Source organism: Paenibacillus sp. NEAU-GSW1, from assembly GCF_009737085.1.
GTDB lineage: Bacteria > Bacillota > Bacilli > Paenibacillales > Paenibacillaceae > Pristimantibacillus.
The window spans coordinates 1-23,586 of the sequence record NZ_WOVL01000024.1 but is presented as its reverse complement, the minus strand read 5'-3'; the positions used below and the strand labels follow the sequence as shown (position 1 = coordinate 23,586).

Annotated in this window: 16 protein-coding genes; 9 read left to right on the top strand and 7 right to left on the bottom strand. The window is 50.3% G+C overall.

Annotated features, from left to right (window positions below; translation table 11 throughout):
• Nucleotides 1–6 precede the first annotated feature (6 nt).
• Both GOM71_RS17675 and GOM71_RS17670 read left to right on the top strand, forming a co-directional pair.
• Nucleotides 7–594 carry an MFS transporter gene (locus tag GOM71_RS17675; protein ID WP_156283435.1) on the top strand — a complete coding sequence of 196 codons (588 nt, stop codon included), beginning with the start codon at nt 7–9 and terminating at the stop codon, nt 592–594.
• Between the two features lie 114 nt (nt 595–708).
• The gene (locus GOM71_RS17670) at nt 709–2,328 is read left to right on the top strand and encodes an ABC-F family ATP-binding cassette domain-containing protein (protein WP_156283433.1); all 1,620 of its coding nucleotides are present in this window, start codon (nt 709–711) and stop codon (nt 2,326–2,328) included.
• 350 nt (nt 2,329–2,678) lie between these two features.
• Here GOM71_RS17670 and GOM71_RS17665 read toward each other — a convergent pair whose 3' ends face one another.
• Nucleotides 2,679–4,394, bottom strand: coding sequence for a methyl-accepting chemotaxis protein (locus GOM71_RS17665; protein WP_156283431.1), 1,716 nt, complete (start codon nt 4,392–4,394; stop codon nt 2,679–2,681).
• A gap of 202 nt (nt 4,395–4,596) precedes the next feature.
• Here GOM71_RS17665 and GOM71_RS17660 point away from each other — a divergent pair, with 202 nt between their 5' ends.
• Nucleotides 4,597–5,490, top strand: a complete 894-nt coding sequence (locus GOM71_RS17660) for a cation diffusion facilitator family transporter (protein WP_156283429.1) — start codon at nt 4,597–4,599, stop codon at nt 5,488–5,490.
• Nucleotides 5,491–5,831: 341 nt separating this feature from the next.
• Nucleotides 5,832–6,668 carry a C40 family peptidase gene (locus tag GOM71_RS17655; protein ID WP_156283427.1) on the top strand — a complete coding sequence of 279 codons (837 nt, stop codon included), beginning with the start codon at nt 5,832–5,834 and terminating at the stop codon, nt 6,666–6,668.
• Nucleotides 6,669–6,715: 47 nt separating this feature from the next.
• On the opposite strand, the gene GOM71_RS17650 is transcribed toward GOM71_RS17655, so the two are convergent.
• From GOM71_RS17650 to GOM71_RS17635, 4 genes are all read right to left on the bottom strand, one after another.
• A complete protein-coding gene (locus GOM71_RS17650) occupies nt 6,716–7,567 on the bottom strand; it encodes a polysaccharide deacetylase family protein (protein WP_367649679.1) in 852 nt (283 codons plus the stop codon).
• 27 nt (nt 7,568–7,594) lie between these two features.
• The gene (locus GOM71_RS17645) at nt 7,595–8,782 is read right to left on the bottom strand and encodes an acyltransferase (protein WP_156283425.1); all 1,188 of its coding nucleotides are present in this window, start codon (nt 8,780–8,782) and stop codon (nt 7,595–7,597) included.
• Between the two features lie 198 nt (nt 8,783–8,980).
• Complete coding sequence (locus tag GOM71_RS17640) at nt 8,981–10,396, bottom strand: NAD-dependent malic enzyme (RefSeq protein WP_156283423.1); 1,416 nt, start codon at nt 10,394–10,396, stop codon at nt 8,981–8,983.
• Between the two features lie 150 nt (nt 10,397–10,546).
• Nucleotides 10,547–11,659: an MGDG synthase family glycosyltransferase gene (locus GOM71_RS17635; protein WP_156283421.1), complete on the bottom strand. Its 1,113-nt coding sequence runs from the start codon at nt 11,657–11,659 to the stop codon at nt 10,547–10,549.
• A gap of 343 nt (nt 11,660–12,002) precedes the next feature.
• Here GOM71_RS17635 and kapB point away from each other — a divergent pair, with 343 nt between their 5' ends.
• The 3 genes from kapB to GOM71_RS17620 all read left to right on the top strand — a co-directional run bounded on the left by kapB (nt 12,003) and on the right by GOM71_RS17620 (nt 15,186).
• On the top strand, nt 12,003–12,395 hold the full coding sequence (gene kapB / locus GOM71_RS17630; RefSeq protein ID WP_156283420.1) for a sporulation phosphorelay system protein KapB: 393 nt from the start codon (nt 12,003–12,005) through the stop codon (nt 12,393–12,395).
• A gap of 57 nt (nt 12,396–12,452) precedes the next feature.
• Entirely contained in the window at nt 12,453–13,043 is a 591-nt protein-coding gene (locus tag GOM71_RS17625) for a TetR/AcrR family transcriptional regulator (RefSeq protein ID WP_156283418.1), read from the top strand.
• A gap of 133 nt (nt 13,044–13,176) precedes the next feature.
• A complete protein-coding gene (locus GOM71_RS17620) occupies nt 13,177–15,186 on the top strand; it encodes a YhgE/Pip domain-containing protein (protein ID WP_156283416.1) in 2,010 nt (669 codons plus the stop codon).
• 155 nt (nt 15,187–15,341) lie between these two features.
• On the opposite strand, the gene GOM71_RS17615 is transcribed toward GOM71_RS17620, so the two are convergent.
• The gene (locus GOM71_RS17615; RefSeq protein ID WP_156283414.1) at nt 15,342–16,664 is read right to left on the bottom strand and encodes a stalk domain-containing protein; all 1,323 of its coding nucleotides are present in this window, start codon (nt 16,662–16,664) and stop codon (nt 15,342–15,344) included.
• A gap of 471 nt (nt 16,665–17,135) precedes the next feature.
• On the opposite strand from GOM71_RS17615, the gene gltB reads away from it, so the two are divergent.
• Nucleotides 17,136–21,737: a glutamate synthase large subunit gene (gltB, locus tag GOM71_RS17610; RefSeq protein WP_156283412.1), complete on the top strand. Its 4,602-nt coding sequence runs from the start codon at nt 17,136–17,138 to the stop codon at nt 21,735–21,737.
• Between the two features lie 91 nt (nt 21,738–21,828).
• Complete coding sequence (locus GOM71_RS17605; protein ID WP_156283410.1) at nt 21,829–22,128, top strand: hypothetical protein; 300 nt, start codon at nt 21,829–21,831, stop codon at nt 22,126–22,128.
• Nucleotides 22,129–22,192: 64 nt separating this feature from the next.
• Here the strand turns inward: GOM71_RS17605 and GOM71_RS17600 are convergent, their stop codons facing one another.
• Nucleotides 22,193–22,645, bottom strand: a complete 453-nt coding sequence (locus GOM71_RS17600; RefSeq protein WP_156283408.1) for a WapI family immunity protein — start codon at nt 22,643–22,645, stop codon at nt 22,193–22,195.
• Nucleotides 22,646–23,586: the final 941 nt, after the last annotated feature.

Sequence of the window (23,586 nt, the reverse complement as noted above, 5' to 3'; positions counted from 1 at the left end):
CGCCCGATGAATATGAAATGGCTGATTCGATCCCAGAGCATCGTGACGTTAGCCGTCGGCATGATCTATCCTTATTACTTGCTTTTTCTTAAAAACTTAGGCAACAGCTTTTCGAAGTACGGTCTGGCCTTTGCTGTATTTACGATTAGTTCGGCTGTCGCGTCGCAATGGCTCGGGCCGAAGCTTGATAAGCACAGCCCGCGTATTTTGCTGCTAAGCTCGTTTGGCATGATGGCATCGATGCTGGTATTTCCGTGGGTGCTGTCCTATGTGGCTGTATTAGCTTTGCAGCTGCTGATGGGCGCATGCGGCGCCATGCAAAAAATGAGCGAGCGGCTGCTGTTAGCCGACAATACGGAGCCCGGATCAAGAGGCGCGGCAATCGGCTCTTATCATTTCTGGACGACGATTGCGTCCGGTTTTGCCGTTATCGCCGGCGGCTATTTGATCGACTGGCTGACGATCAACGCTTTGTTTTATGCGAGCGCGTTATTGTATGGAGTGAGCGCTGTTCTTGTTTTTCGTGCGAGCCGAAGCAGCCGGCTGCATGCTTCAGCGGATCGTTCGGCAGGATCGGCGGCCACGCCGGAATAGCGTAAGCGATCTTTTTCGCCTAAAAAGCGGATTACGGCGTTCGTTTCCGGTGAAGACTGTGATATAATAGTGCGAGAATATTTGAGTATGGAAGAGAAGGACGGGTTGCGAACAATGATTAGTACAAGTGGCATAACGCTTCGCTTTGGGAAGCGCGCGCTTTTTGAAGATGTAAATATTAAGTTTACGCCAGGCAACTGCTACGGCTTGATCGGCGCGAACGGCGCCGGCAAATCGACGTTTCTAAAAATATTGTCCGGCGAAGTCGAGCAAACGAACGGCGAAGTTCATATTACTCCGGGCGAGCGTCTTGCCGTGCTGAAACAGAACCATTACGAATACGATGATTTCGTTGTATTGGAAACGGTCATCATGGGACATAAGAAGCTGTATGACGTCATGAAGGAGAAAGATACGCTTTACGCTAAAGCGGACTTTACCGACGAGGACGGCATGCGCGCAGGCGAGCTGGAAGCGGAATTCGCTGAAATGAACGGCTGGGAAGCGGAGTCGCAAGCGGCTGAGATGCTGAACGGCCTTGGCATTACGCCAGATTTGCACGATAAGAAAATGTCGGAGCTGGGCGGCAACGAGAAAGTCCGCGTCCTGCTGGCGCAAGCGTTGTTCGGCGATCCGAACATTCTGCTCCTCGATGAGCCTACCAACCATTTGGACATCGAATCGATCCGCTGGCTGGAAGATTTCTTGTCCCGTTACGAAGGCACTGTCGTCGTTGTCAGCCATGACCGGCACTTCTTGAATACGGTATGTACGCATATCGCGGATATCGACTTCGGCAAAATCCAGATGTACGTCGGCAACTACGACTTCTGGTACGAGTCGAGCCAGCTGGCGCTCGCGTTGCAGCGCGGCGAGAACAAGAAGAAGGAAGACAAAATCAAGGAGCTGCAAGCGTTTATTCAACGTTTCAGCGCCAACAAATCAAAGTCGAAGCAAGCAACTTCCCGTAAGAAGCTCCTCGACAAAATTACGCTTGACGACATTCGTCCGTCGAACCGTAAATATCCGTTTATTCTGTTCAAAGGCGAGCGTGAAGCCGGCAAATCGCTGCTGCTCGTAGAAGGACTGACGAAATCGATCGACGGCGAGAAAGTGATCGACAACTTGACGCTGACGATCAACAAAGGCGACAAAATCGCTTTCGTTGGACCGAACGGACTGCCGAAAACGGTTCTGTTCCAGCTGCTGATGGGCGAGCTGGAGCCGGATGCGGGCTCGTACCAATGGGGCGTAACGACGACTCAAGGCTACTTCCCGAAAGACAACGCGCCTTACTTCGACGGCGTTGAGCTGAACCTTGTTGAATGGCTGCGTCAGTATTCGAAGGACCCGGACGAAACGTTCATCCGCGGTTTCCTCGGCCGCATGCTGTTCTCCGGCGACGACGCGATGAAGAAAGCAAGCGTATTGTCCGGGGGCGAGAAAGTTCGCTGCATGCTGTCCAAAATTATGCTCAGCGGCGCGAATACGTTTATTCTCGACGAGCCTACCAACCACTTGGATCTCGAGTCGATTACAGCGCTCAACAACGGTTTGACGGATACCGATTGTACGGTTCTGTTCACGTCGCATGACCATCAGTTCGTACAAACGATCGCGAACCGCATTATGGAAATTACGCCAAACGGTCTGATCGACCGGATGATGACGTACGACGAGTACCTGGAGAGCGACGAAATTAAAGCGCTCCGCGAGCGTATGTACGCGGTTTAATAAATAACGAAAGAGGCTGTCTCAACGTTTGATGAGACAGCCTCTTTCGTTATTTTGAGGGATGGTTTTTGCCGGTTCGCACTGATTTGTGAAAATACAGCGAATCTGACTCGCTATATTGCGAAGCCAAGTTCGCTATTGGAGCAAGGTTGGAGTTGCCTGAAACAGATAGAGAACCGATCTACGCTATTCGTGAACGTTCGTTCGCAAATAGCGCAGATCGGTTCCTTATTCTACTCTAACTGCAGTTAAACTCGCTATATAGCGAAATTGTGTTCGTTATTCAGCGAACCTGCTTCGCTATTTCGGGAAATGAACGATTACCTGTTCCCGTTCCCAATAGCTTAACATTACACTTTAAAGCGGCCGATCAGCGTATTCAAGTGGCCGGACATGAGCCGTATGGATTCGGAGGATGCGCTCACCTCATTCATCGCAGCAAGCTGCGTGTTGGAGGAGTGAGCGATCTGCTCGAACCGTTCGGCGAATTTGCGCGAGATGGAATCCATATCTTCGACGGAGGCCGATACTTCCTCCGAACCGGCTGACAGCTGCTCGGAAGCGGCGGATACGTCATGCAGCCGCTCGTTAATTTTCTCCAAGCCTTGGCGGATAATAGCGAAGGCTTGGCCGGCTTCTTTAACCGTAACCATGCCGGATTCAATATCACGGGTACTCGCCGACATCGTTTCTGTTAGCTCGGCTGTCTGACGGACGATCGCTTCAATAAGCTCGCTCACTTGCTGCGACGACTGCTGCGACTGTGTAGCGAGCTTCCGAACTTCGCTCGCGACGACAGCGAAGCCTCGCCCGTTCTCGCCGGCTCTGGCAGCCTCTATGCCTGCGTTTAATGCAAGCAGATTCGTTTGCGTCGCGATATCAGCCATCATGGAGACGATTCCGCCGATCTGCTCCGAATAGTTTTCAAGCGAATATGCAGCTGCTGCAACGCGTGAAGAGGACGTCTGAATCGCTTCCATCCGCGCTACGGCTGCATCAATGGCTGCCGATCCTTGAACGGCATTATCTGCCGTTTGCTGGGATACGTTGGCAACGATCGAAGTCGATTGCGCGATATGCTGCATGCTAATCGTTACTTCCTCCATTGCCGCGGCAACTTCCGAGGAGCGCATCACTTGCGCGCTTGCGCCTTGCGCTGCCTCCTGGATGCCTCCGGAGATCGAGGTGCTTTCGGCAGCCGTGCTGCGCGCATTTAAGGACACGCCCTCGGCTGCTGTCAACAGCTTGTCGGAGCTGTCGCGGATGCCTTGGATGACCTCGCGCGTATCAGCTACCAGCTTGCGGAACGCGTCTGCTAGCTGTCCTACTTCGTCGCCGCGTTTGAGTTCCACTGCAACGGTCATATCGCCTTCGCCGACTTTGGCGACCTGCGTTTTCAGCTTTTTCAACGGATGGGTCAAATAGCGGGCGAGCAAATAAATGAGCAGCAAGCTGATCAGGAAAATAGCCAGCGCCGTCCAAATCATCGTAATGCGGTTCGAGCTCATCAGCTCGTAGACGGCTGTTGCGTCCAAATCTGCTCCGATGACGCCGAGCAGCTTGCCGTCTTTCGCAACAATGGGAACATAGGCCGTGATCGTCGCGCCGTATTCATCCTTAGAAAGCTCGCCTACTTGCGAAGAGCCTTCGGCAAACGCTTTAATCATGCCGGGGTAGGCATTGTCTTCGACTGTGCCGATCGGCGAGAAATCATCCTCTGCAACGTCCTGCGGAGCGCCGTCTACAACATAGTAGTAGCCAAGCTCATCCGAATGGCTGAGCGTATACAAATACTTCAAACCGTTTGCTTCGCGAATGGAATTGAGCTGCTCGCGCAGCTTGCTATAATATTCGGTTTCGCCGGAGTTTGCGTTTAAACTGGAGTAGTCTTCAAGGTCGATAAGGCTGAGGGCGTTCTCTGCAACCGCTTTCGCTTGCATGCCCATTGAGCTTTCGACGAGCGCTGAGGACGAATTGTAAATCGTGATTCCAAGTACTGCGCCGCCCGCCAGCAGCAAGCTGGAGAAAAAGATAAACATTCTTGCAAGCAAACTGTTCGTGAACATGAAGCCGAATATCCCCCTTATTATCTATAAATCAATCTCGAATTAGGCCGTGAGTCATATTATACCATTATTAATTGTTGCATGTATGCATAAAAGTGCGCCTGAGGTAAACACTGTTTCTCTAGACTCACTTGGATTTGGTCAAATATAATAAAGTATAAATTTCGTTAATAGGAAATGAAACGAGAGAGAGGGACGCGCGCTGAATCAGTACGAAGAAATCAGGCAGGGCGAAAAAGGGGCCTGGGTCAGTATCGGCGCCTATTTGGCGCTTTCGGCCATAAAGCTTGTCGCGGGGTATTGGTTTGCCTCAGGAGCGCTCGTCGCTGACGGTTTCAACAATTTGACGGACATCGTTGCTTCGGCCGCCGTATTGATCGGCTTGCGCATTTCGCAAAAGCCGCCGGATAAGGATCACGCGTATGGCCATTTTCGGGCGGAGACGATCGCTGCCCTGATCGCTTCTTTTATTATGGCGACGGTAGGCATTCAAGTATTGATTACAGCAGGAGGCAGCCTGTTCTCCAGCGAGAGACATGCTCCATCGCTATCGTCGGCATGGGTGGCTTTGTTTGCGGCTGCTTGTATGGCAGTCGTCTACATGTATAACCGCCGGCTCGCTAACCGGATTAATAACCAGGCGCTGATGGCGGCAGCTAAGGACAATTTATCAGACGCGCTCGTCAGCATCGGCGCCGCAGTCGGCATAATCGGCGCGCAGTTCGGCATGCCGTGGCTCGATCCGGTTGCGGCGGTTGTCGTTGGCCTCATTATATGCAAGACGGCATGGAGCATTTTTTACAGCTCCACCCATGCGCTGACGGACGGCTTTGACGCCAATGAGCTGTCGACGCTGCGGGCAACCGTGGAACGGACGAATGGAGTAAAATCGATAAAAGACATGAAAGCCCGCGTTCATGGAAGCAACGTGCTGATCGATGTTATTGTCGGAGTCGACCCGGAGCTGACGCTCATTGAAAGCCATCAGATCAGTGATGATATCGAAAAACAGCTGGAGCACAAACATAATATTATGAGCGTGCACGTTCATGTTGAGCCTCACGGTCTAGAAAAACTAGATGAAATTTCTAAATAAGGATGACATAATCCATATGTAAATGTTGGCAAGATTTCCTGTTGGCCAATAAATTGGTGCAAAAGGCGCATATAACCAATCGCGGCGGGAAGGCGCGTGCGGCATGGGCAAAACACGGGTGAAAATAAAGCAGAGACAAGGGTTGCGGCAAAAAGCGTTCCTCTCGAGGGAACGCTTTTTTGCGTTGCCGCGAAATGACTGCTAATTCGATGTGCCTATATTCATGAACAGTTCAATTAGGAGTATCGGTCGATGCCTGTCGATTCCTGCGATTTTACAATGAGGACAGCGGTTCGAATGGACCGCAGCTTTTATTTTAAAAAACATAGGAGGCGTCAACTATGAACAAGAGGATTCGCACCAAGCTTGTGATGACCGCGCTGTCGACTGCAATACTGTTTAGCGCGGCATCGGTGCCTGCACCTGTTTTTTGGAACGCTCAAACGGCAGAAGCGGCAAGCACAGCAACTATCGGTACAATCCAATCGTCGGTTTCCTTCCGTACTGCTGCATCAACCTCGGCTTCGCGAATACGTTATTTGAAAAAAGGCGAACAGGTTACGATACTATCCCAACCGAACAGCTATTGGTATCAAGTAAAGGATTCAAATGGAACGGTCGGCTATATTAGCTCGAAATCGGAATATGTAAAAGTTAGCGGCTCCTCATCCTCATCTTCCTCGTCATCGTCAGGGACCGGAAGTTCCTCCGGCAGCGGAGCTGCAACGCAGCCTTCAAGCAGCTCGGTAGAGAGTGTCATTGCGGCCGGCATGAAATATTTGGGAACCCCTTATGAATATGGATCAAGCCGCAGCACAACGACGACATTCGATTGCTCGGACTTCGTTCGGCAATCGTTTATCGACGGGGTCGGCTTAACGTTGCCGGCAGATTCGCGGGGTCAAGGAACATATGTGAAGAACAAAGGCAATGCGGTGACGGATTGGCGGCAATTGAAGCGCGGCGATCTGATGTTTTTCATGTCTTACAAAGGGACAAGCGCAAGCTCGTATTCCGGCGTCAATAAGTCGACAGCGACGATTACGCATGACGGAATTTATTTGGGCGACGGAAAAATATTGCATACCTACTCGAAAGAAAGCGGCGGGGTGAAGATTACAAGCATTGCGGGAACGCATTGGGAGCATCGTTTCCTGTATGGCGGCAGCGCATTGTAATGCCAAACAAAAGGGAAGCCTTCGGCGGAAGGCTTCCCTTTATGCTATCAATGGTATTTCTCCAGCATTTCAACAAACTTGTTGGCCGTCACTTTCGGAGCGCCTGCATTGAGGCGGAATACTTCGTCGGAACCAGCCTTATTAATGCCAGGGCGAGTAGTGAAGAAGAGCGAAACGCCTTGATCCTTTTCGATCTGCTTGGCGGTGGAATTGAAAGCGCCGAACGGGAAGGCGATCATTTGATACTCGTTGTCAAGCTCATCCTTCAAGCGGGCTTCCATTTTTATAGCATCGTCAGTTACCCGTTTCTCGTACTCTTCTTGCGTTTCCAGCCGGTTTTTATCCTTTAAATAAATGCGATTGCTAAGCAGAGGGCCAGTTTTGCTGCCGCTTTTGTTCAGTGGACCGTAATTATGGAGGTCATATGTATGGCTATAAAAGCTATGACCTTCTTGCTTCAGCTTTCGCATCGTTTCCCACGTCAGGTGCTTTGTCGCAACATTGTTTTTGTCGCTGCTGGCGCCGATGATGAAGTGGGTGCCGACAAAATTATATTTTTTCATAATCGGGACAGCATATTGATTGAAGCTCTCGTAGCCGTCATCGAACGTTATAACGACCGCATTCTCAGGAACAGTGCCTTTGTTCAGCATGAAATCGGCGAATTGCTCGACGCTGATTACGTTGTAGCCGCGTTCCTTCAACAGCTTCATATGCGTTCCGAAGCGACCGGGCGAGATCGTTGCGCCGCTTTCCTTCGAATCGATATGATGATACATCAAGACGATTACTTTATTCTTGTAGTAATAGGACGAAGCGGTCAAATGGCCGGCGGTCGATACCGGCCAAACGACTGCGATCGCAAGAATGAGAAGTGCGGCCAGAGCTTTCAATTTCACAAGGGATCCCTCGCTATCGTGTAATGGTTAAACGTCCAATTGTCTTTCCGGCACGACCGGCGTTGACGGCTTTTTCTTCGGCTTTGGAAGATTGCCGAAAATGACCCAAGAGAATGGTATAAAGCGTGCTACTAAAGCAACGACAATCCACGATGCGACTAACGCGAGCAGGAATCCTCCCAAATACCAAAGGTGGAGCAGCCATGCGGTGCCGGTTTGCGGCGGATATTCGCGATAGAACAGAAGGAAGAACGGATGAATCAAATAAATGCCGAATGATAAGGCTCCAATTCTAGCTAATAGTTTATTGGGCAGAGAAGGGAGCTTGCGATACAGCAAATGAGCGAGCTGCAGCAGCACCAATGCCGTTAACAGCGCGTGAACGTTCCAGATTAAGTCAAACATCGTCGAGTTGGCGACATAGATCTTCTGGCGCTGCATATAATACAAATTGACGTGGGCAAGACCTGCAGCCAGCCAGCATGCCCAGAGAATAATCCAGGAGGCGGCCCGTCCTTTTGTAATATTTTCTTTGGCGATGATGACCCACTCTTTTATTTTCGGATAATAGATTCCTAGAGCGGCGCCAAGCAAATAGTACGAGAAATAAGATAGCGACCAGCTGCCGCGGTTTTGAACCGGCTCAGCCAATCCGTACTTATTAATGAGAATAAACGCCCATTGAATCGCGATGCCTGCAGGAATCGTCCATTTAACCAGGCTAGGAAACTTCTTAAGCAGCGCCAGAAACAGCGGGAACATGAGATAGAATTGAATGCTGATATAAACAAAGTAAAGATGAGTGTACGCTTTCCCGTGCAATAGCTTGTCCCAGAAGCTTGCCAGCGTGTCGGGCAGCGAGCGTCCCTGGTAATGCGTCACATGCAAGATAGCAAAGTAGAAAATAGAAAAAACGACATAAGGAACGATAATATAGAGCAATCTTTTTTTGTAAAAACCGCCTACTAGCTCCTTCGTAAGCGGGCGCGAATAATAGTTGTAGAAAAGAACAAAGCTGCTGAGAAATATAAACGTTGTCGTGCCGAACTTCATAAAAATATTAAAGAAGTTATACAGGAAAAAATAGTTGGAATTGACCATATCGAGCGTGGCATAAGATGTCGAATGGACCGAAAGCACACCGATGATCGCCATTGCCCGGACAAGCTGAAGTTCAGGAATATTTTCCTTTTTTTGCAATGCGGCAGTAGCCATTAGCCGTTAACACCTTCTTTTTGCGATTTGTAAAAATATAGAGCAGATTAATGCTGCAAAGCCGCTTTTCTCTAGCAACTTAGTCATTATAGTATAAACGTCCTCTATGGCACAATATGTATTAAGCTGGCAAATAAGCGCAAAGGGCCTCGAATCCGCTTCGGATGCGGAGAGGCCGCTGTTTGCGCATAAATTCCGCTATTCTCTGGGCTTGCGCCGCGCGACGCCGCTCTCGCGAGCCGCTTGCACGACGCGGCGCCGAACCTCTTCGACAACGCGGCTGTTGAATACGCTTGGAATAATATATAAGCGGTTTAACTCATCCTCGCCGATGACCGAGGCGATTGCTTCGGCTGCGGCAAGCTTCATTTCTTCATTGATCGTTGTCGCCCTGCTGTCCAGCGCGCCGCGAAAAATGCCGGGGAAGCAAAGCACGTTGTTGATCTGATTCGGGTAATCCGATCTTCCGGTCGCGAACACCGCCACAATATCTTCGGCAAGCTCGGGGCGAATTTCCGGCTCCGGATTAGCCATAGCAAACACAATCGGATCAGCCGCCATTGTTTCGATATGCGCCCTCGTCAAAATGCCGCCTGCCGATACGCCGATAAAGACGTCGGCATCCTTAAGCGCCTCGGCCAGACCGCCGCTTTTGCGCTCCGCATTCGTATGCTCCGCATACCATTGCCACACCGGGTTGCTGTATGTGCGATCCGCCGTCAAGATACCGTCGCGGTCGACGCCGACGATATGCTTGGCGCCGCCGGCCAGCAGCATTTTGGTGCAGGCGGTTCCCGCAGCCCCTATGCCACATATGACGATGCGAGCGTCCTCAATGTTGCGGGCTGTCAATTTTAATGCGTTGAGCAAGCCTGCGTACAACACGACGGCCGTGCCATGCTGATCGTCATGGAATACCGGTATGTCGAGCTCGTTGCGCAAACGGCTTTCGATTTCGAAACAACGCGGTGCGGAAATGTCTTCGAGATTGATGCCGCCGAAGCCGGGGGCGAGCTGTTTGACCGCCGTAATGATTTGTTCGGTGTCCTGCGTGTCAAGGCAGATCGGGAAGGCATCCACGTCGGCGAATTGCTTGAACAGCATCGCTTTTCCTTCCATTACCGGCATAGCCGCATAAGGGCCGATGTTGCCGAGCCCGAGCACCGCGCTGCCGTCAGATATGACCGCTACCGTATTGCGCTTGATCGTCAGCGTGTAGGCTTTGGACGGATCGGAGTGGATGGCTTCGCATACGCGGGCAACTTCCGGCGTATAGACACGCGACAGATCGTCGCGGTTTTGAATCGGCGTTTTCGGTTGAATCGTAATTTTGCCCCCGAGATGGAGCAAGAAGGTACGGTCGGAGGTGTGAATCAGCTTGACTCCCGGCACCGCTTGCAGCGCGACAGTAAGCTGATCCGCCGAGCCGCCGGCCTTTATTTTGACCGTCAAGTCCCGAACGCTGTAGTTTTTATCGGTATGGATGACGTCAATGGCAATAATGTCGCCTCCGGTCAGCTCGATTGCCGTGGCCGCTTTGCCGAATTGAGCCTGATTCGTGTCGATCTCCAGCCGAAGAATGAGCGTTTTGCCATCCATGCTTCGTTCCAACATTTGCGAATCGCTCCCTTGCGCAAGTTTCAAAGCAAAGAACACTGCGAATATCGTTCTAACTATATATAACCTATAAAGGTGAACTCTATTCGCCAAGGTTAATCGGCCAAGGCTGTCCGCGCATGGGTTTATATTATAGAAAAAACGCCGTTACTGCATAAGTCGCAGTACGGCGTTTGGGCAATCGGTCGGATCATATTGCTGATAACGCTTTGTAAGCAATTCGTTGCGATATTTTCCCGATTCGAACGGCTGTTGGATAAGAGTGAACCATTTCTCGACGACCTTGGTCGAATCGAGCATTTCGCCAAATCCGTTCTGGATGAAATATTCGCAGTTTTCTTCCTCTTGGCCTGGAATCGGTTCGTAGAACAGCATCGGGATGCCTTTGCTCATTCCTTCCGTGCATGTCATCCCGCCTGGCTTGGTGACGAGAACGTCGGCAACATCCATCAGCTTGCTGATTTCTTTCGTGAAGCCAAGCACTCGAATGTTCTCGTGCTGGAACATGGGATGGGCAAGCATTTTGTCCCGCGCTTTCTCGTTGTTGCCTACGCAGAACAGCAGTTGAACTGTCTCGCGCCACTTGGTCATGTACTCAAGCAGATGATCTTCAATAAGTCCCCAGCCGCCCCCCATAATAAGAACGGTCGGCAGCGGCTTCAATTGAAACTGCTCGCGGATTTCTTCCTTGTCGTAGGTTGTCCAGAAATTCGGATGAACAGGGATGCCTGTTACTTCAACCCGGCTTGCCGCAACGCCGCGATCGGTCAACTTCTTCTTTACGACGGACGTAGATACGAGGTATTTATTCACTTCTTGATTAACCCAGGAACCGTGCGCATCGTAGTCGGTAATGACGGTACATATTTTCATATCAAGGCCGAGCCGCTTGATCCGGCTGACGACGGCATTTGGAACCGGGTGGGTACATACGATTAAATCGGGTTTTAATTGCGTAATGACCTGCGCAGTGTGGGTATAAAACATGCGGTGAAGCGCAAGCTGTGCGAAGCGGTTAAGCGATTTTTTATAATTGCTGCGATACATCATTCCAACTACTTTGGGCTGTTTGCTAACCGTCTTGCGATAAGCGGAGATGATCAGCGGGCCTAATATCGGATTAAGAAAACTGCCCAGCTCTATGACCTTCGTCTGTATATTGTGGTCCAACTGGCGCAGGCCTACCGCTAACGCATAAGCGGCTTGCGTGTGTCCTGATCCAAATCCTTCGGAGAGCAGGAGCACTCTTTTCTTACGCATAATGTCACCTACTTTTCTAATTCCATATTACGATGCAAGTGAGCTTTACACAAGTTATTAGATAAGACTCTGCATGCGCTTGTATTTATTTTATTAGTAAAAACAGCATTTTAAGACTAGCTTGCCTCGCGGCGGCAGTTTATTTTAAATAATAAAGCCTTATCAGTTCACTTATAACTACAAAATGCTTAAGCGCTTGACAGCGATAAAATGTAAAGGAGATTATACAGATTGGCGATAATAAATTACGCTTAAAAGCGGTCGAACATCCTCGAAATGTCCGATAGCGTTTGACGTGGCTTTTATATTCTAACACATTTGGAAGGAACAGGTGAATTGGGCGATGAATCAAGAACAAGATCGATTTGAAGCAGGGATGATCGTTGAGGCGGAAGTGCGCTCGGGTCGATACATAGCGGAAATTATGGAGATTAACGGGCCGCGTGCGCTTGTGAAAATCGTAGCGGTGCTCAAGCATCCCGAGCAGGGCGATTTGCATCAGCCGTACAATCCGGATGTGGCGATGTTCCATGAACGGAGGGCGTTAAGCTTTACAGAGAAAACGACGGTGCTGCTGCGCGCTTTGTCTCCGTATCGTCGCGCCGAAATACCTCCTTATAAGGAAACGCTGCTTTCAGCAACGGCTCAAGGACTGGAAGAACTTTACCGGCTTCGCCGCTGGATTGAAAAAAGCATCGAAATTTTGAAAGAGCTTGAAACCGATTATAAGAAGTGATATAGTGGCGATATGAACAAATGACCAAATTGGTTTTTTGGTCACAGGAGGGGCGGAATGGCAGAACGCAAACCAATCGACAGACGCAGGCAAATTATCGAGGCGGCTTCGAAATCTTTCGCTACGTTTGGTTACAAGGCGACGACGATGGAGCTGGTCGCTAAGCAGGCCGGCGTTGGCAAAGGTACGATTTACACCTTTTTTGCCACGAAGGAAGATTTGTTTGATGAGATCGTCCGGCAGATGGTAGCCGAGCTAAAAGCGGTAGCGAATTCTTGCATTGATCGGGAAAAGCCGTTTTTCGAAAATTTGAACAGCGTCCTTCACGGCGTGTTGCAGTTCCGGGAGCAGCATGAGCTGTTCGTGAAGCTGAATCAGGAGCTATGGGACGTACGCACTCCGACGGTGCAGGACGGCTTGGCCCAAATTGAGAGAGCGGTAGTCAGCTTTATCGAGCATGAAGTGAGAAGCGGGATTGAGCAAGGCGAGCTGCGGAGCGACAATCCTGAGCTGACGGCTTATCTGCTGTTCCGGACGTATATCGCGATGGCTGTGGAATGGAGCAGAACGCGCGAGCCGCTAAGCAAGGATACGATCAGCGAGCATATGACGAATTTGTTCCGATTCGGATTGAGCGAGCATGATTGAGGAGCCGATCGTATGGGGTGTTGCATAGGAAAGAGACCGTTTACGCTTGCAACAGCGGATGACGGTTTTATTTTTCGAATGAATTGACCAAATGACTATAATGGTCATAAAGTTAAAAGGGAGTGCTTCATAGATGAAAGGATTACGCCAATTCGGCAGCGAGCTTGCTGCTATCGTAAAAAACCGAAAGGTGCTCATACCGGTTATCGCTATTTTAATGGTGCCGGTGCTTTACAGCGGATTGTTCCTGGGAGCGTTCTGGGACCCGTACGGCAAAATGGATGAGCTGCCCGTAGCAGTCGTCAATTCCGACGCCGGTGCAGAAATGGAAGGCAAGCAGTTGGCAATCGGTGAAGAGTTCATTCAGAAGCTGAAGGATAATCCGAAATTCAAATGGGATTTCGTCGATAAGGAAACGGCGGAGCAAGGTCTAGAAGAGAATCGTTACTACATGGCGATTGAAATTCCGGAAAATTTCTCTCAGCAGGCGACAACGCTCACGTCTGATCATCCCTCGCCAGCTGTTATCCGTTATTTGCCGAATGAAAGCTTGAACTTTTTGTCCGCGCAAATCGGGAATACGGCCGTGGAGACGATGAAGGCACAATTAAATAAGGAAGTAACGAAGGAATACGCAAGAACGATTTTTGATCAGGTGACCGAACTGGCCGACGGTCTAGGGGATGCAAGCGACGGAGCTTCGAAAATCAATGACGGAACCGTAACCGCCAATGACGGCGCTGCAACGATCGCAAGCAATCTGGCTAAGCTGAGCGAAGGCTCGGCGACGATGAAGGACGGCGTAAGCCAATTGACAGCGGGAAGCGCCAAGCTTGAGAAGGGAGCGGGGGAGCTGAACGACGGAATGGGCTCGCTGGCTGCCGGCTTAAAGCAGCTGACCGTTGCTGAAGGGCAGCTTCAAGACGGCGCCGATCAAGCAGGCCAAGGCGCAAAACAGCTGGAGGAAGGCTTGAAGCAAGCGGCTGCGGGCTCTTCGCAAGTTGCGACTGGCGCGGAGCAGCTGTCGGATTCGCTTGAGCAATATGCGGCGGCGGTGCCAGGTTTGGCTGATGATGAAAACTTTAAGAAGCTGATTGCAGCGAGCAAGCAAGTTGCGGCTGGCGCCAAAGCTTCGGCTGACGGCCAGCAAAAGCTAAAAGCTGGTGCAGCAACTTTAAACAACGGCTTGGACTCGCTCAGCACAGGACTGACTACATTTGGAACGAAACTAAATGAAGCGTCTGATGGCGGTCAGAAGCTGGTTGTCGGCGCCGGTTCGCTTGAGAAGGGAGCGACTGATCTGCATGGAGGATTAAACAAGCTGTCTGCCGGCGCGGCAACAGTAGCGGATGGTTCCAGCCAATTGGCAACAGGAGCCGATCAGTTGAGCAGCGGTTTGGCGCAGCTGACAGACGGTACGGGCGAGCTGTCCAGCAAGCTGAGCGAAGCTGCGGATGCGACATCATCGTTGAATGCGGGAGATGAGCTCTTCGATATGTTCGCAAGCCCGATTGATGTCGAAACGGTCGTTGCCAACTCCGTGCCGAACTACGGCACAGGCTTTGCGCCGTATTTTGTCTCGCTAGGCTTGTTTGTAGGCGCGCTCCTGCTCACTATCGTATTTTCCGTACGGGAACCTGCCGTGCAGCCCGCGAACGGCTGGAGCTGGTTTATAAGCAAGCTGCTCGTTCTTATCGCGGTAGGACTTATTCAGACCGTTATCGTTGATGCAGTGCTGCTGCTCGGTCTGAATATGGAAGTGACCAATGTCGGACAGTTTTTCTTGTTTAGCTTCATTACAAGCATCACTTTTATGAGCTTGATTCAATTTCTAGTAACGGTGTTTGATCAGCCGGGACGATTTATCGCTATTGTTGTGCTGATCTTCCAGTTGACAACATCGGCGGGCACGTTCCCGCTTGAGCTGATCCCGAACTGGATGCAGTCGTTTAACGCTTGGCTGCCGATGAGCTACTCGGTTTCTGGCTTTAAAGACGTGATTTCCAGCGGGGACACGTCAGCTCTTTGGTCAAACGCCGGCATATTGCTCGTATTCTTTGCCGTCTTTAGCGTATTGACGCTCGCTTACTTTGTTATTGCGCATCGCAAGCAAGCGCAAGAGGGACAATTAGCGTCCGCATGAGTATAAAAAACGTCTGGAGTGTATGTTAACTCCAGACGTTTTTTCTGTTTAATATGAAATTGGTGCAAATATACCGCCAAATCGTGCATGGACTCTTGCTGTCGATTTTTGCATAATGGTGGTTAAAACATTCGAATGGCGATGGTAAATGGGAACTACTTATTGATAAAGACAGTTTGCAGTGGCTGGCGATAAGTAACCTGAAGTCCCAACGCTTCGGATAAAGCGGCAAGCGGTAAATAGGTTTTGGTCTTCTTCCCGAGCAAAAATGCCGGAGGACTGCTTAGTTTCTTCTTCTGGCCGTCAATAACGTAATACTCGGAGCCAATTGTAATTTCGACTTGGTGTCCGCCGTAGACGACCGTTGCTGTCTGTTTAGCGGTGCTCCAGCTGATCTTTGCGCCGACCGCATCGGTAATGTCGCGCATAGCGACGAACGTGCGGTTGCTGCGAAGCACAGGAGGCGCTGCCGAGGCAGGCAATTCATTGCCTTCTACGACGACCGAGATTGGTATTCCGGCTGCGCGCTGGCGAACAGTGCGGTAATCGCCCCAGATCGCTTCCGCGTATGCGCGGCCCATAGCGGCATATCCAAGATAGTTGGGATGGATATCGCCTTTTGCAATCGTTGTATACGTAGTTTCATTGCCGAGAAAAGCGGTGCTGATGTTAACGGCAAGCGCGTCGCCGCCGTTTTTGTTCAGCTCGGCAACGATGCCGTTTAAACGATTGCGAAGCTGGTCGCTTCCGCCTAGCAGAAACTGTCTGTCGTCCTCAGGGTACCATTCAATGGTGGCCGAGCCTACCTTGATTGGCGCCGGGACGGGCAAATATTGATCGGCAATCGCAATGCGAGCCTTCGGGTTAAGCTTGACGATTGTCTGCAGGGCAGCTTTCAGCTCTTGCTCGTAACTATCAAGCAATTCGTTAAGTATTTCGGTAGCTTCTGTGAGCGGAGTATCTTTAGCCAGCACGTTCATCATCGACAACAGGTCATTGCCGCCCATTGTCATTACAATGAGGTCGGCATCTGCAATCGAGGCTTTGATCTCTTTCGTTTGGGCGACAATTCGTTCGGCGCGCGGATCGGGCAGCTGCTCCTGCACGTCGCTTGCATGTACGGTATTTCCGTCGGCCGCAGCCTGTACGAGCTTGTGCAACCCGGCGCTCTTTAAGCCGATAATTCCGTAGTTGACGTAGGATGCGCGCTCTCCATGGAAAAGCGCTTGTTCAAAAACGTGTTCTACATAACCGTATGGGACGGATTGTTCGGAAAATCCGAGTTCGTAACCAGCGGTCAGCGAATCGCCAAGAGCAACAATTTGGTAGTTTTCTTCCGTTTTTGCAGTTTGTTGTTCGCCGGCTGCATGAGCAGGACGGGATCCGGAGCCGCTTGTCCAAAGCGAGGTAACGGTAATTGTTGCCGTAAGCAGAAGAACAGCGATCCGAGTCTTGTTTTTCCTGTAATTTCTATACACTGCGTACACTTCCTTTTGTTAAAATAGTTGAAGAAGAAGGTCAATAACCGAACAATACCACGCGAAACGAATCTTTATCGGGATCATAAAAAATATTAAATTGCTTCCGTTTTGGCATGATGTTAATATAAATCGTAAGCCGAAATGGCATGATACCGCTCGGGAAAAGGTCAACCTTCGTCGACAACCGCATAAATACATCAATTCAACGCGATACGAACAATTTCCTTTGTATCCAGTCAGAAAGTTTGGATTCGCGGCAGAATTGTGAAATTTGTGCGATATCGCCAAGGACAACTGGTAACGCCTGCGGCTGGCCGATGCGCCTCGCTTGCGGCGTTACATGCAATGACTGTAAGAAGTCCATTACATGAGGATCTGTGGTCCTTTATAAGCGCACCGTTCGCTTGTTGAAATGGCTTGGTTTTACAATGCTTGCCCAAAAATCTTCTGTAAGAGAGGTAGCACAGGATGAAAGAGAAAATTTTTGGATTACCGCCGAAGCAAGGACTTTATGATCCGCGATTTGAGAAAGACGCATGCGGCATGGGTTTTGTTGCAAACATCAAGGGTAGAAAATCGCATACCGTCATTCGCCAAGCGCTGACGCTTCTGGAGAATATGGAGCATCGCGGCGGTCAAGGCAGCGAGCCAAACACGGGAGACGGAGCGGGCATTTTGCTTCAAATTCCGCATGACTTTTTTGCGCGTGAATTGAAGAAACAAGAAATCGAGCTTCCGCAAGAAGGAGAATATGCGGTCGGCATGATGTTTATGCCCCATAACGCGCAAATTCGCGCGGCGTTCGAACGCGAGCTTGAAGGCATCATTAAAGAAGAAGGCCAATCCGTAATCGGCTGGCGCGACGTTCAAACGAACGATAGCAAGCTCGGTCAATCGGCGCTTTCCGTTAAGCCTTTTGTTCGCCAAGTATTTATCGGTAAAAATGCAGAGCTTAAAGATGTTCTTTCTTTTGAGCGCAAGCTTTACGTGATCCGCAAACGCGCGGAGATAGCGATTCGCTACTCCGGCAAAGAAGGCGGAGAAATGTTCTACTTCCCAAGCTTGTCGAGCAAAAAGATTGTATATAAAGGGATGCTCACGACAGAGCAAGTTAAATCGTTCTATGTTGAGCTCAATGACGAGACGGTTGTTTCTGCAATGGCACTCGTTCACTCCCGTTTCAGTACGAATACGTTCCCAAGCTGGGAGCGCGCGCATCCGTTCCATTATTTGATCCACAACGGCGAAATCAATACGCTGCGCGGCAACGTGAACTGGATGCATGCCCGTCAAACACTGTTCGAAACCGAATTGTTCGGCGAAGACATTGAAAAAGTGAAGCCGGTTATCAACCCTGACGGTTCCGATACGGCGATGACGGACAACACGCTTGAATTCTTGTTCCTGTCGGGTCGTTCGCTGCCGCACGTAGCGATGATGATGGTGCCGGAGCCATGGCAAAACGACGAGAGCATGGATGACGAGAAAAAAGCGTTCTACGAATACCACAGCACGCTGATGGAGCCGTGGGACGGACCGGCCGCGATGGCAATTACGGACGGAACGAAAATTTGCGCGTACCTCGACCGCAACGGTCTTCGTCCTGCGCGTTACTATGTGACAAAAGACGATCATATCATTCTCGGTTCCGAAGCAGGCACGGTTGAGCTTCCGCCGGAAGAGATCCTTTATAAAGACCGGTTGAAACCGGGCAAAATGCTCGTTGTCGATACCGAAGAAGGCCGCATTATTCCGGATGAGGAAGTCAAAGCGCAAGTTGCGGCTGAGCATCCTTACCGCGAGTGGCTGAACGAGCATCTTGTCGGTCTGGATGATTTGCCGGATGCGCCTGAGCTGCCGGAACCGGATCATGCTACCGTGCAGCAGCGCCAGCAAGCATTCGGCTATACGTTCGAAGATTTGCGCAAAGTGCTGGAGCCGATGGCGAGCAGCGGTCAAGAGCCGATCTCGTCGATGGGCTACGATGCGCCGCTTGCGATTTTGTCGGAGCGTCCGCAGCGTCTGTACAACTACTTTAAACAATTGTTTGCGCAAGTAACGAACCCGCCGATCGACGCGATTCGCGAGGAAATTATTACGGCTGTTGAGACGACGATCGGTCCGGAGCGCAACTTGCTCAAACCGGAACCGGAAAGCGCGCGCCACATCAAGCTGGATACATTCATTCTCTCGAATGAACAATTCGCTAAGCTGCGCCATGTGCGCCGTCCTGGCTTCAAGTCGATTACGCTGCCGATCTTCTTCAATGCATCGGAAGGCGAAGAAGGACTTCGTTCCGCAATGGATCTGATGTGCGAAGCGGCTGACCGCGTCATCGAAAAAGGCCACAACATCTTGATTCTTTCCGACCGCGGCGTCGACAAAGAAAATGCGGCGATCCCGGCACTGCTTGCCGTATCGGGACTTCATCACCATTTGATTCGCCAAGGCACGCGTACGAAAGTCGCGATCCTGCTTGAATCCGGCGATCCGCGCGAAGTGCATCACTACGCGCTGCTTCTTGGCTACGGCGTCAATGCGGTTAACCCGTACCTGGCGTTCGAGACGCTTGACGATATGATCCGCCAAGGCTTGCTCCGCAACATCAAGCACGAGAAAGCGGTCAAAAACTATATTAAAGCAGCGACGAAAGGCGTAACGAAAGTATTGTCCAAAATGGGCATTTCGACGATCCAATCGTACCGCGGCGCACAAATTTTTGAAGCTGTCGGCTTGAAAGAAGAGCTGATCGATCAATACTTCACATGGACGCCATCCCGGATCGGCGGCATCGGTCTCGATGTTGTTGCCGAGGAAGCGTTGAAATATCACAACAAAGCGTACGCTGAGCAAGAAGGCGGCGAGAAAGAGCTGGATTCCGGCGGCGAGTACCAATGGCGCAAAGACGGCGAAGAGCATTTGTTCAGCCCGCAGACGATCCATACGCTGCAAATGGCTTCCCGTTCGAACGATTACAAGCTGTACAAAAAGTTCTCCGCTCTCGTTCAAGGCGAAGACAAGAAGCATACGATGCTTCGCTCGCTGTTGAAATTCAAGGACGGTTTGCAATCCGTGCCGGTTGAAGAAGTAGAGTCGATTGAATCGATTCTGAAACGGTTCAAAACGGGCGCAATGTCGTTCGGTTCGATCAGTAAAGAGGCGCATGAAAGCCTTGCGATCGCAATGAACCGCATCGGCGGCAAGTCGAATACGGGCGAAGGCGGCGAAGATCCTGCGCGCTTTATTCCGGACGCTAACGGCGATTCCCGCCGCAGCGCGATCAAGCAGGTCGCTTCGGGACGTTTCGGCGTTACGAGCAACTACTTGGTTAATGCCGACGAGATTCAAATTAAAATGGCGCAAGGCGCTAAACCAGGCGAAGGCGGCCAGCTGCCTGGACGTAAAGTTTATCCGTGGGTTGCCGAGGTTCGCGGCTCTACGCCTGGCGTAGGCTTGATCTCGCCTCCTCCGCATCACGATATTTATTCGATCGAGGATTTGGCGGAACTGATCCATGACTTGAAAAACGCCAATCCGCGCGCTCGCATCAACGTTAAGCTCGTTTCCGAGGTTGGCGTAGGCACGATCGCAGCCGGCGTTGCGAAAGCTCGCGCCGATGTGATCATGGTCAGCGGTTATGACGGCGGTACAGGCGCATCGCCAATGAACTCGATTCGCCACGCGGGTCTGCCATGGGAGCTTGGCCTTGCGGAAACGCATCAAACGCTTATGATCAATAACTTGCGCGACCGCGTCGTTATTGAAACAGACGGCAAAATGATGAACGGACGCGACGTTGCAATCGCCGTATTGCTCGGCGCTGAAGAATACGGCTTCTCCACAGCACCGCTCGTTGTACTCGGTTGCGTTATGATGCGTGTCTGTCAGCTGGATACTTGTCCAGTCGGCGTAGCTACGCAAAACCCTGAGCTTCGTGCGAAATTTATGGGCGATCCAAGCCATGTTGTAAACTACTTGAAGTTCGTTGCAACAGAGCTTCGTGAAATTATGGCTGAGCTTGGCTTCCGTACGATCGAAGAAATGGTTGGACGCGTTGACGTTCTGGAAACGAAACAGCTTCTGAACCATTACAAGGCAAAAGGTATTGATCTTGCGCCATTGCTTCATATGCCGGATGTGCCGCAGGATGCTGCACGCCACAATGTGCAATCGCAAAATCATGGCCTGGAGCTTTCGCTCGACGTACAGCAGCTTGTTCCGGCAGCACAGTCTGCGCTGGAAAGCGGCGAGCGCGTTCGCGGCACGTTCCCGATCGTGAACACAAACCGTGTAGTCGGTACTGTGCTTGGCAGCGAGGTTACAACTCGTTACGGAGCGAAAGGACTTCCTGAGGATACGATCCAGTTCCACTTTGTCGGCACTGCCGGCCAAAGCTTTGGCGCATTCGTTCCGAACGGTATTACGCTTTCGCTCGAAGGCGACTCGAATGACTATGTCGGCAAAGGCCTTTCCGGCGGCAAGCTGATCGTTGCTCCATCGCCGAAAGCGACATTTGTAGCCGAAGAGAACGTTATTATCGGCAACACGGCGCTGTATGGCGGTACTAGCGGCGAAGCTTACATCCGCGGTATTGCCGGCGAACGTTTCGCTGTCCGTAACAGCGGCGTGAAGGTTGTTGTTGAGGGCGTAGGCGACCATGGCTGTGAGTATATGACAGGCGGACGCGTTGTCGTTCTGGGCGCTACAGGCCGCAACTTTGCGGCAGGTATGTCCGGCGGTATCGCCTATATCTACGACGAATCCGGAAGCTTCTACAACAACTGCAATATCGAAATGGTATTGCTGGAGCGCATGGAAGACGAAGCGGACATCGCTGAGTTGAAAGGCATGCTTGAGAAGCATCAGCAATATACAGAGAGCGCCGTTGCTTCCCGTGTCCTGAACGATTGGGAAGGTTCGATTGGCAAATTCGTCAAAGTCATTCCGAAGGATTACAAGAAAATGCTGGAGCACATCCGCAAAGCGGAAGAGTCCGGCCTCAATGGCGATAAAGCATTGCTTGCCGCTTTCGAAGAAAGCATGAAAGAGCTCGCTCGTACTGGCGGCTGATTTTGAGCAAGACAAAGCTGTTCTAATACGACGAACGAGAGTCAGTTATCTGGCTCTCGTTTTTATATGGAAAGGATGCATATTGCTGACTATGAGTCAACACCGCCGCTGGGAATGGGTATATTCAACATTTTACATAAGCATTTATTTTTTAATCGTTGGCCGTTTGCTTCCAAACACTACACATAGCGATTCTTCAGAAGGCCTGGGCGGATTTGTTTTTATAACTTTACTTATTCGCATTCCGCAATTAATTACCTATATAAAGACAGCGAAGGCTGAGGGACATAAGGCGGCATGGAAAAAAATCTTGAAAATAGAATGGATAGCTTTTCTATTTGGTTTAGGCTTTTCATTGTTGTTTTCACTGGTAATTATATTTGTGAAGTAACAATAAAAATGGCGTGCAAATTGATGAAGAATTTGCACGCCATTTTTATATTGCCGTTTATGAGTTAATCCTTGCGTACGCCTTTAAGTCCGCCATAATGTTTGGTGATAGTGAGCAACATATCGTTTGTTTCTTCATAAAAACCCTGATCGCTTTCGAACTCAAATTTTAATTCATTTTGTTCACTTGCAAATTCTGTGTATGTACCCTCTAGGATAACTTGTCCGCGATTATTAAATACAACAATGAGTTCCAAGCAGCGGTCCGCTGATGGACGAAATGATGCCGAACCGTTTAATTCAGACCAGCATCGGATCAACTGCTGATGGAACTCGTATATCTCGCCAGTAGAAAACCATAATTCACCCTTAACATAATAATTTCCGCTTTTAATTTCAACGGTTCCATTAACATCATAGCCTCCCCAAATGCTTGTCTCATTTGGAAATCCGATTATCTCATCAAATGTAACGCGAAAAAAACTCCCTCTCTTGCCTCGGATGAACAACTCATGCACGATGCTCAACTCATTCCATTATTTTGATTTTGTCTACAGGTCGAACTTGTCCTTAATCATTTGCGCCACTTCTTCGGGAGTTAAATCGGTGCTTCTATCGCATGACCTACGGTCATTTTACCTACTGCCTGCCGTCCAAAAAGCAATATGAATTTCATTGTGTTGCCTCCTAAGCGGTACCTTGCATTGTGTTGCGCCTATATTACCATAGATTCATATGGAAGTAATTAGATTTTGTACATGCTTTGGGAAAAGAAAAGAATCTCGATTCTTCGTATACCTTTCACTTGATTTAGCGAAGCAGCCTCGCAAATTAGCGAATGAAATTTCGCTAATGAGGCTCGAAACTCGTGATTCGAACTAGCAACGAACCGAGTTGCGCTATTAGCGAACTGAGGTTCACGAACAGCGTAATTCGGTTCGTTAATCGCAGAAGTCAGCTCCAAACCAGCTCAAACAGCGAACTTGGCTTCGCAATACAGCGAAGCAGCTTCGCTATTTGTTCGACGCCGCCAAGCAGCAGCTGCTAGCCAATCGAAGCAGGTCAAAGAGCCGTTTACTTTAACTAACCAGCATCCTAAAGTGTACCTCGACCATACGTTGAAGGGGGGAGTGAATGGTGCTCATCTGTTACAGCGAAGCAGCTTCGCTATTTGTTCGACGCCGCCAAGCAGCAGCTGCTAGCCAATCGAAGCAGGTCAAAGAGCCGTTTACTTTAATAACCAGCCTCCTAAAGTGTGCCTCGACCATACGTTGAAGGGGGGAGTGAATGGTGCTCATCTGTTACAGCGAAGCAGCTTCGCTATTTGTTCGACGCCGCCAATCGGCAGCTGCTAGCCAATCAAAGCAGGTCAAAGAGCCGTTTACTTTAACTAACCAGCATCCTAAAGTGTGCCTCGACCATACGTTGAAGGGGGGAGTGAATGGTGCTCATCTGTTAC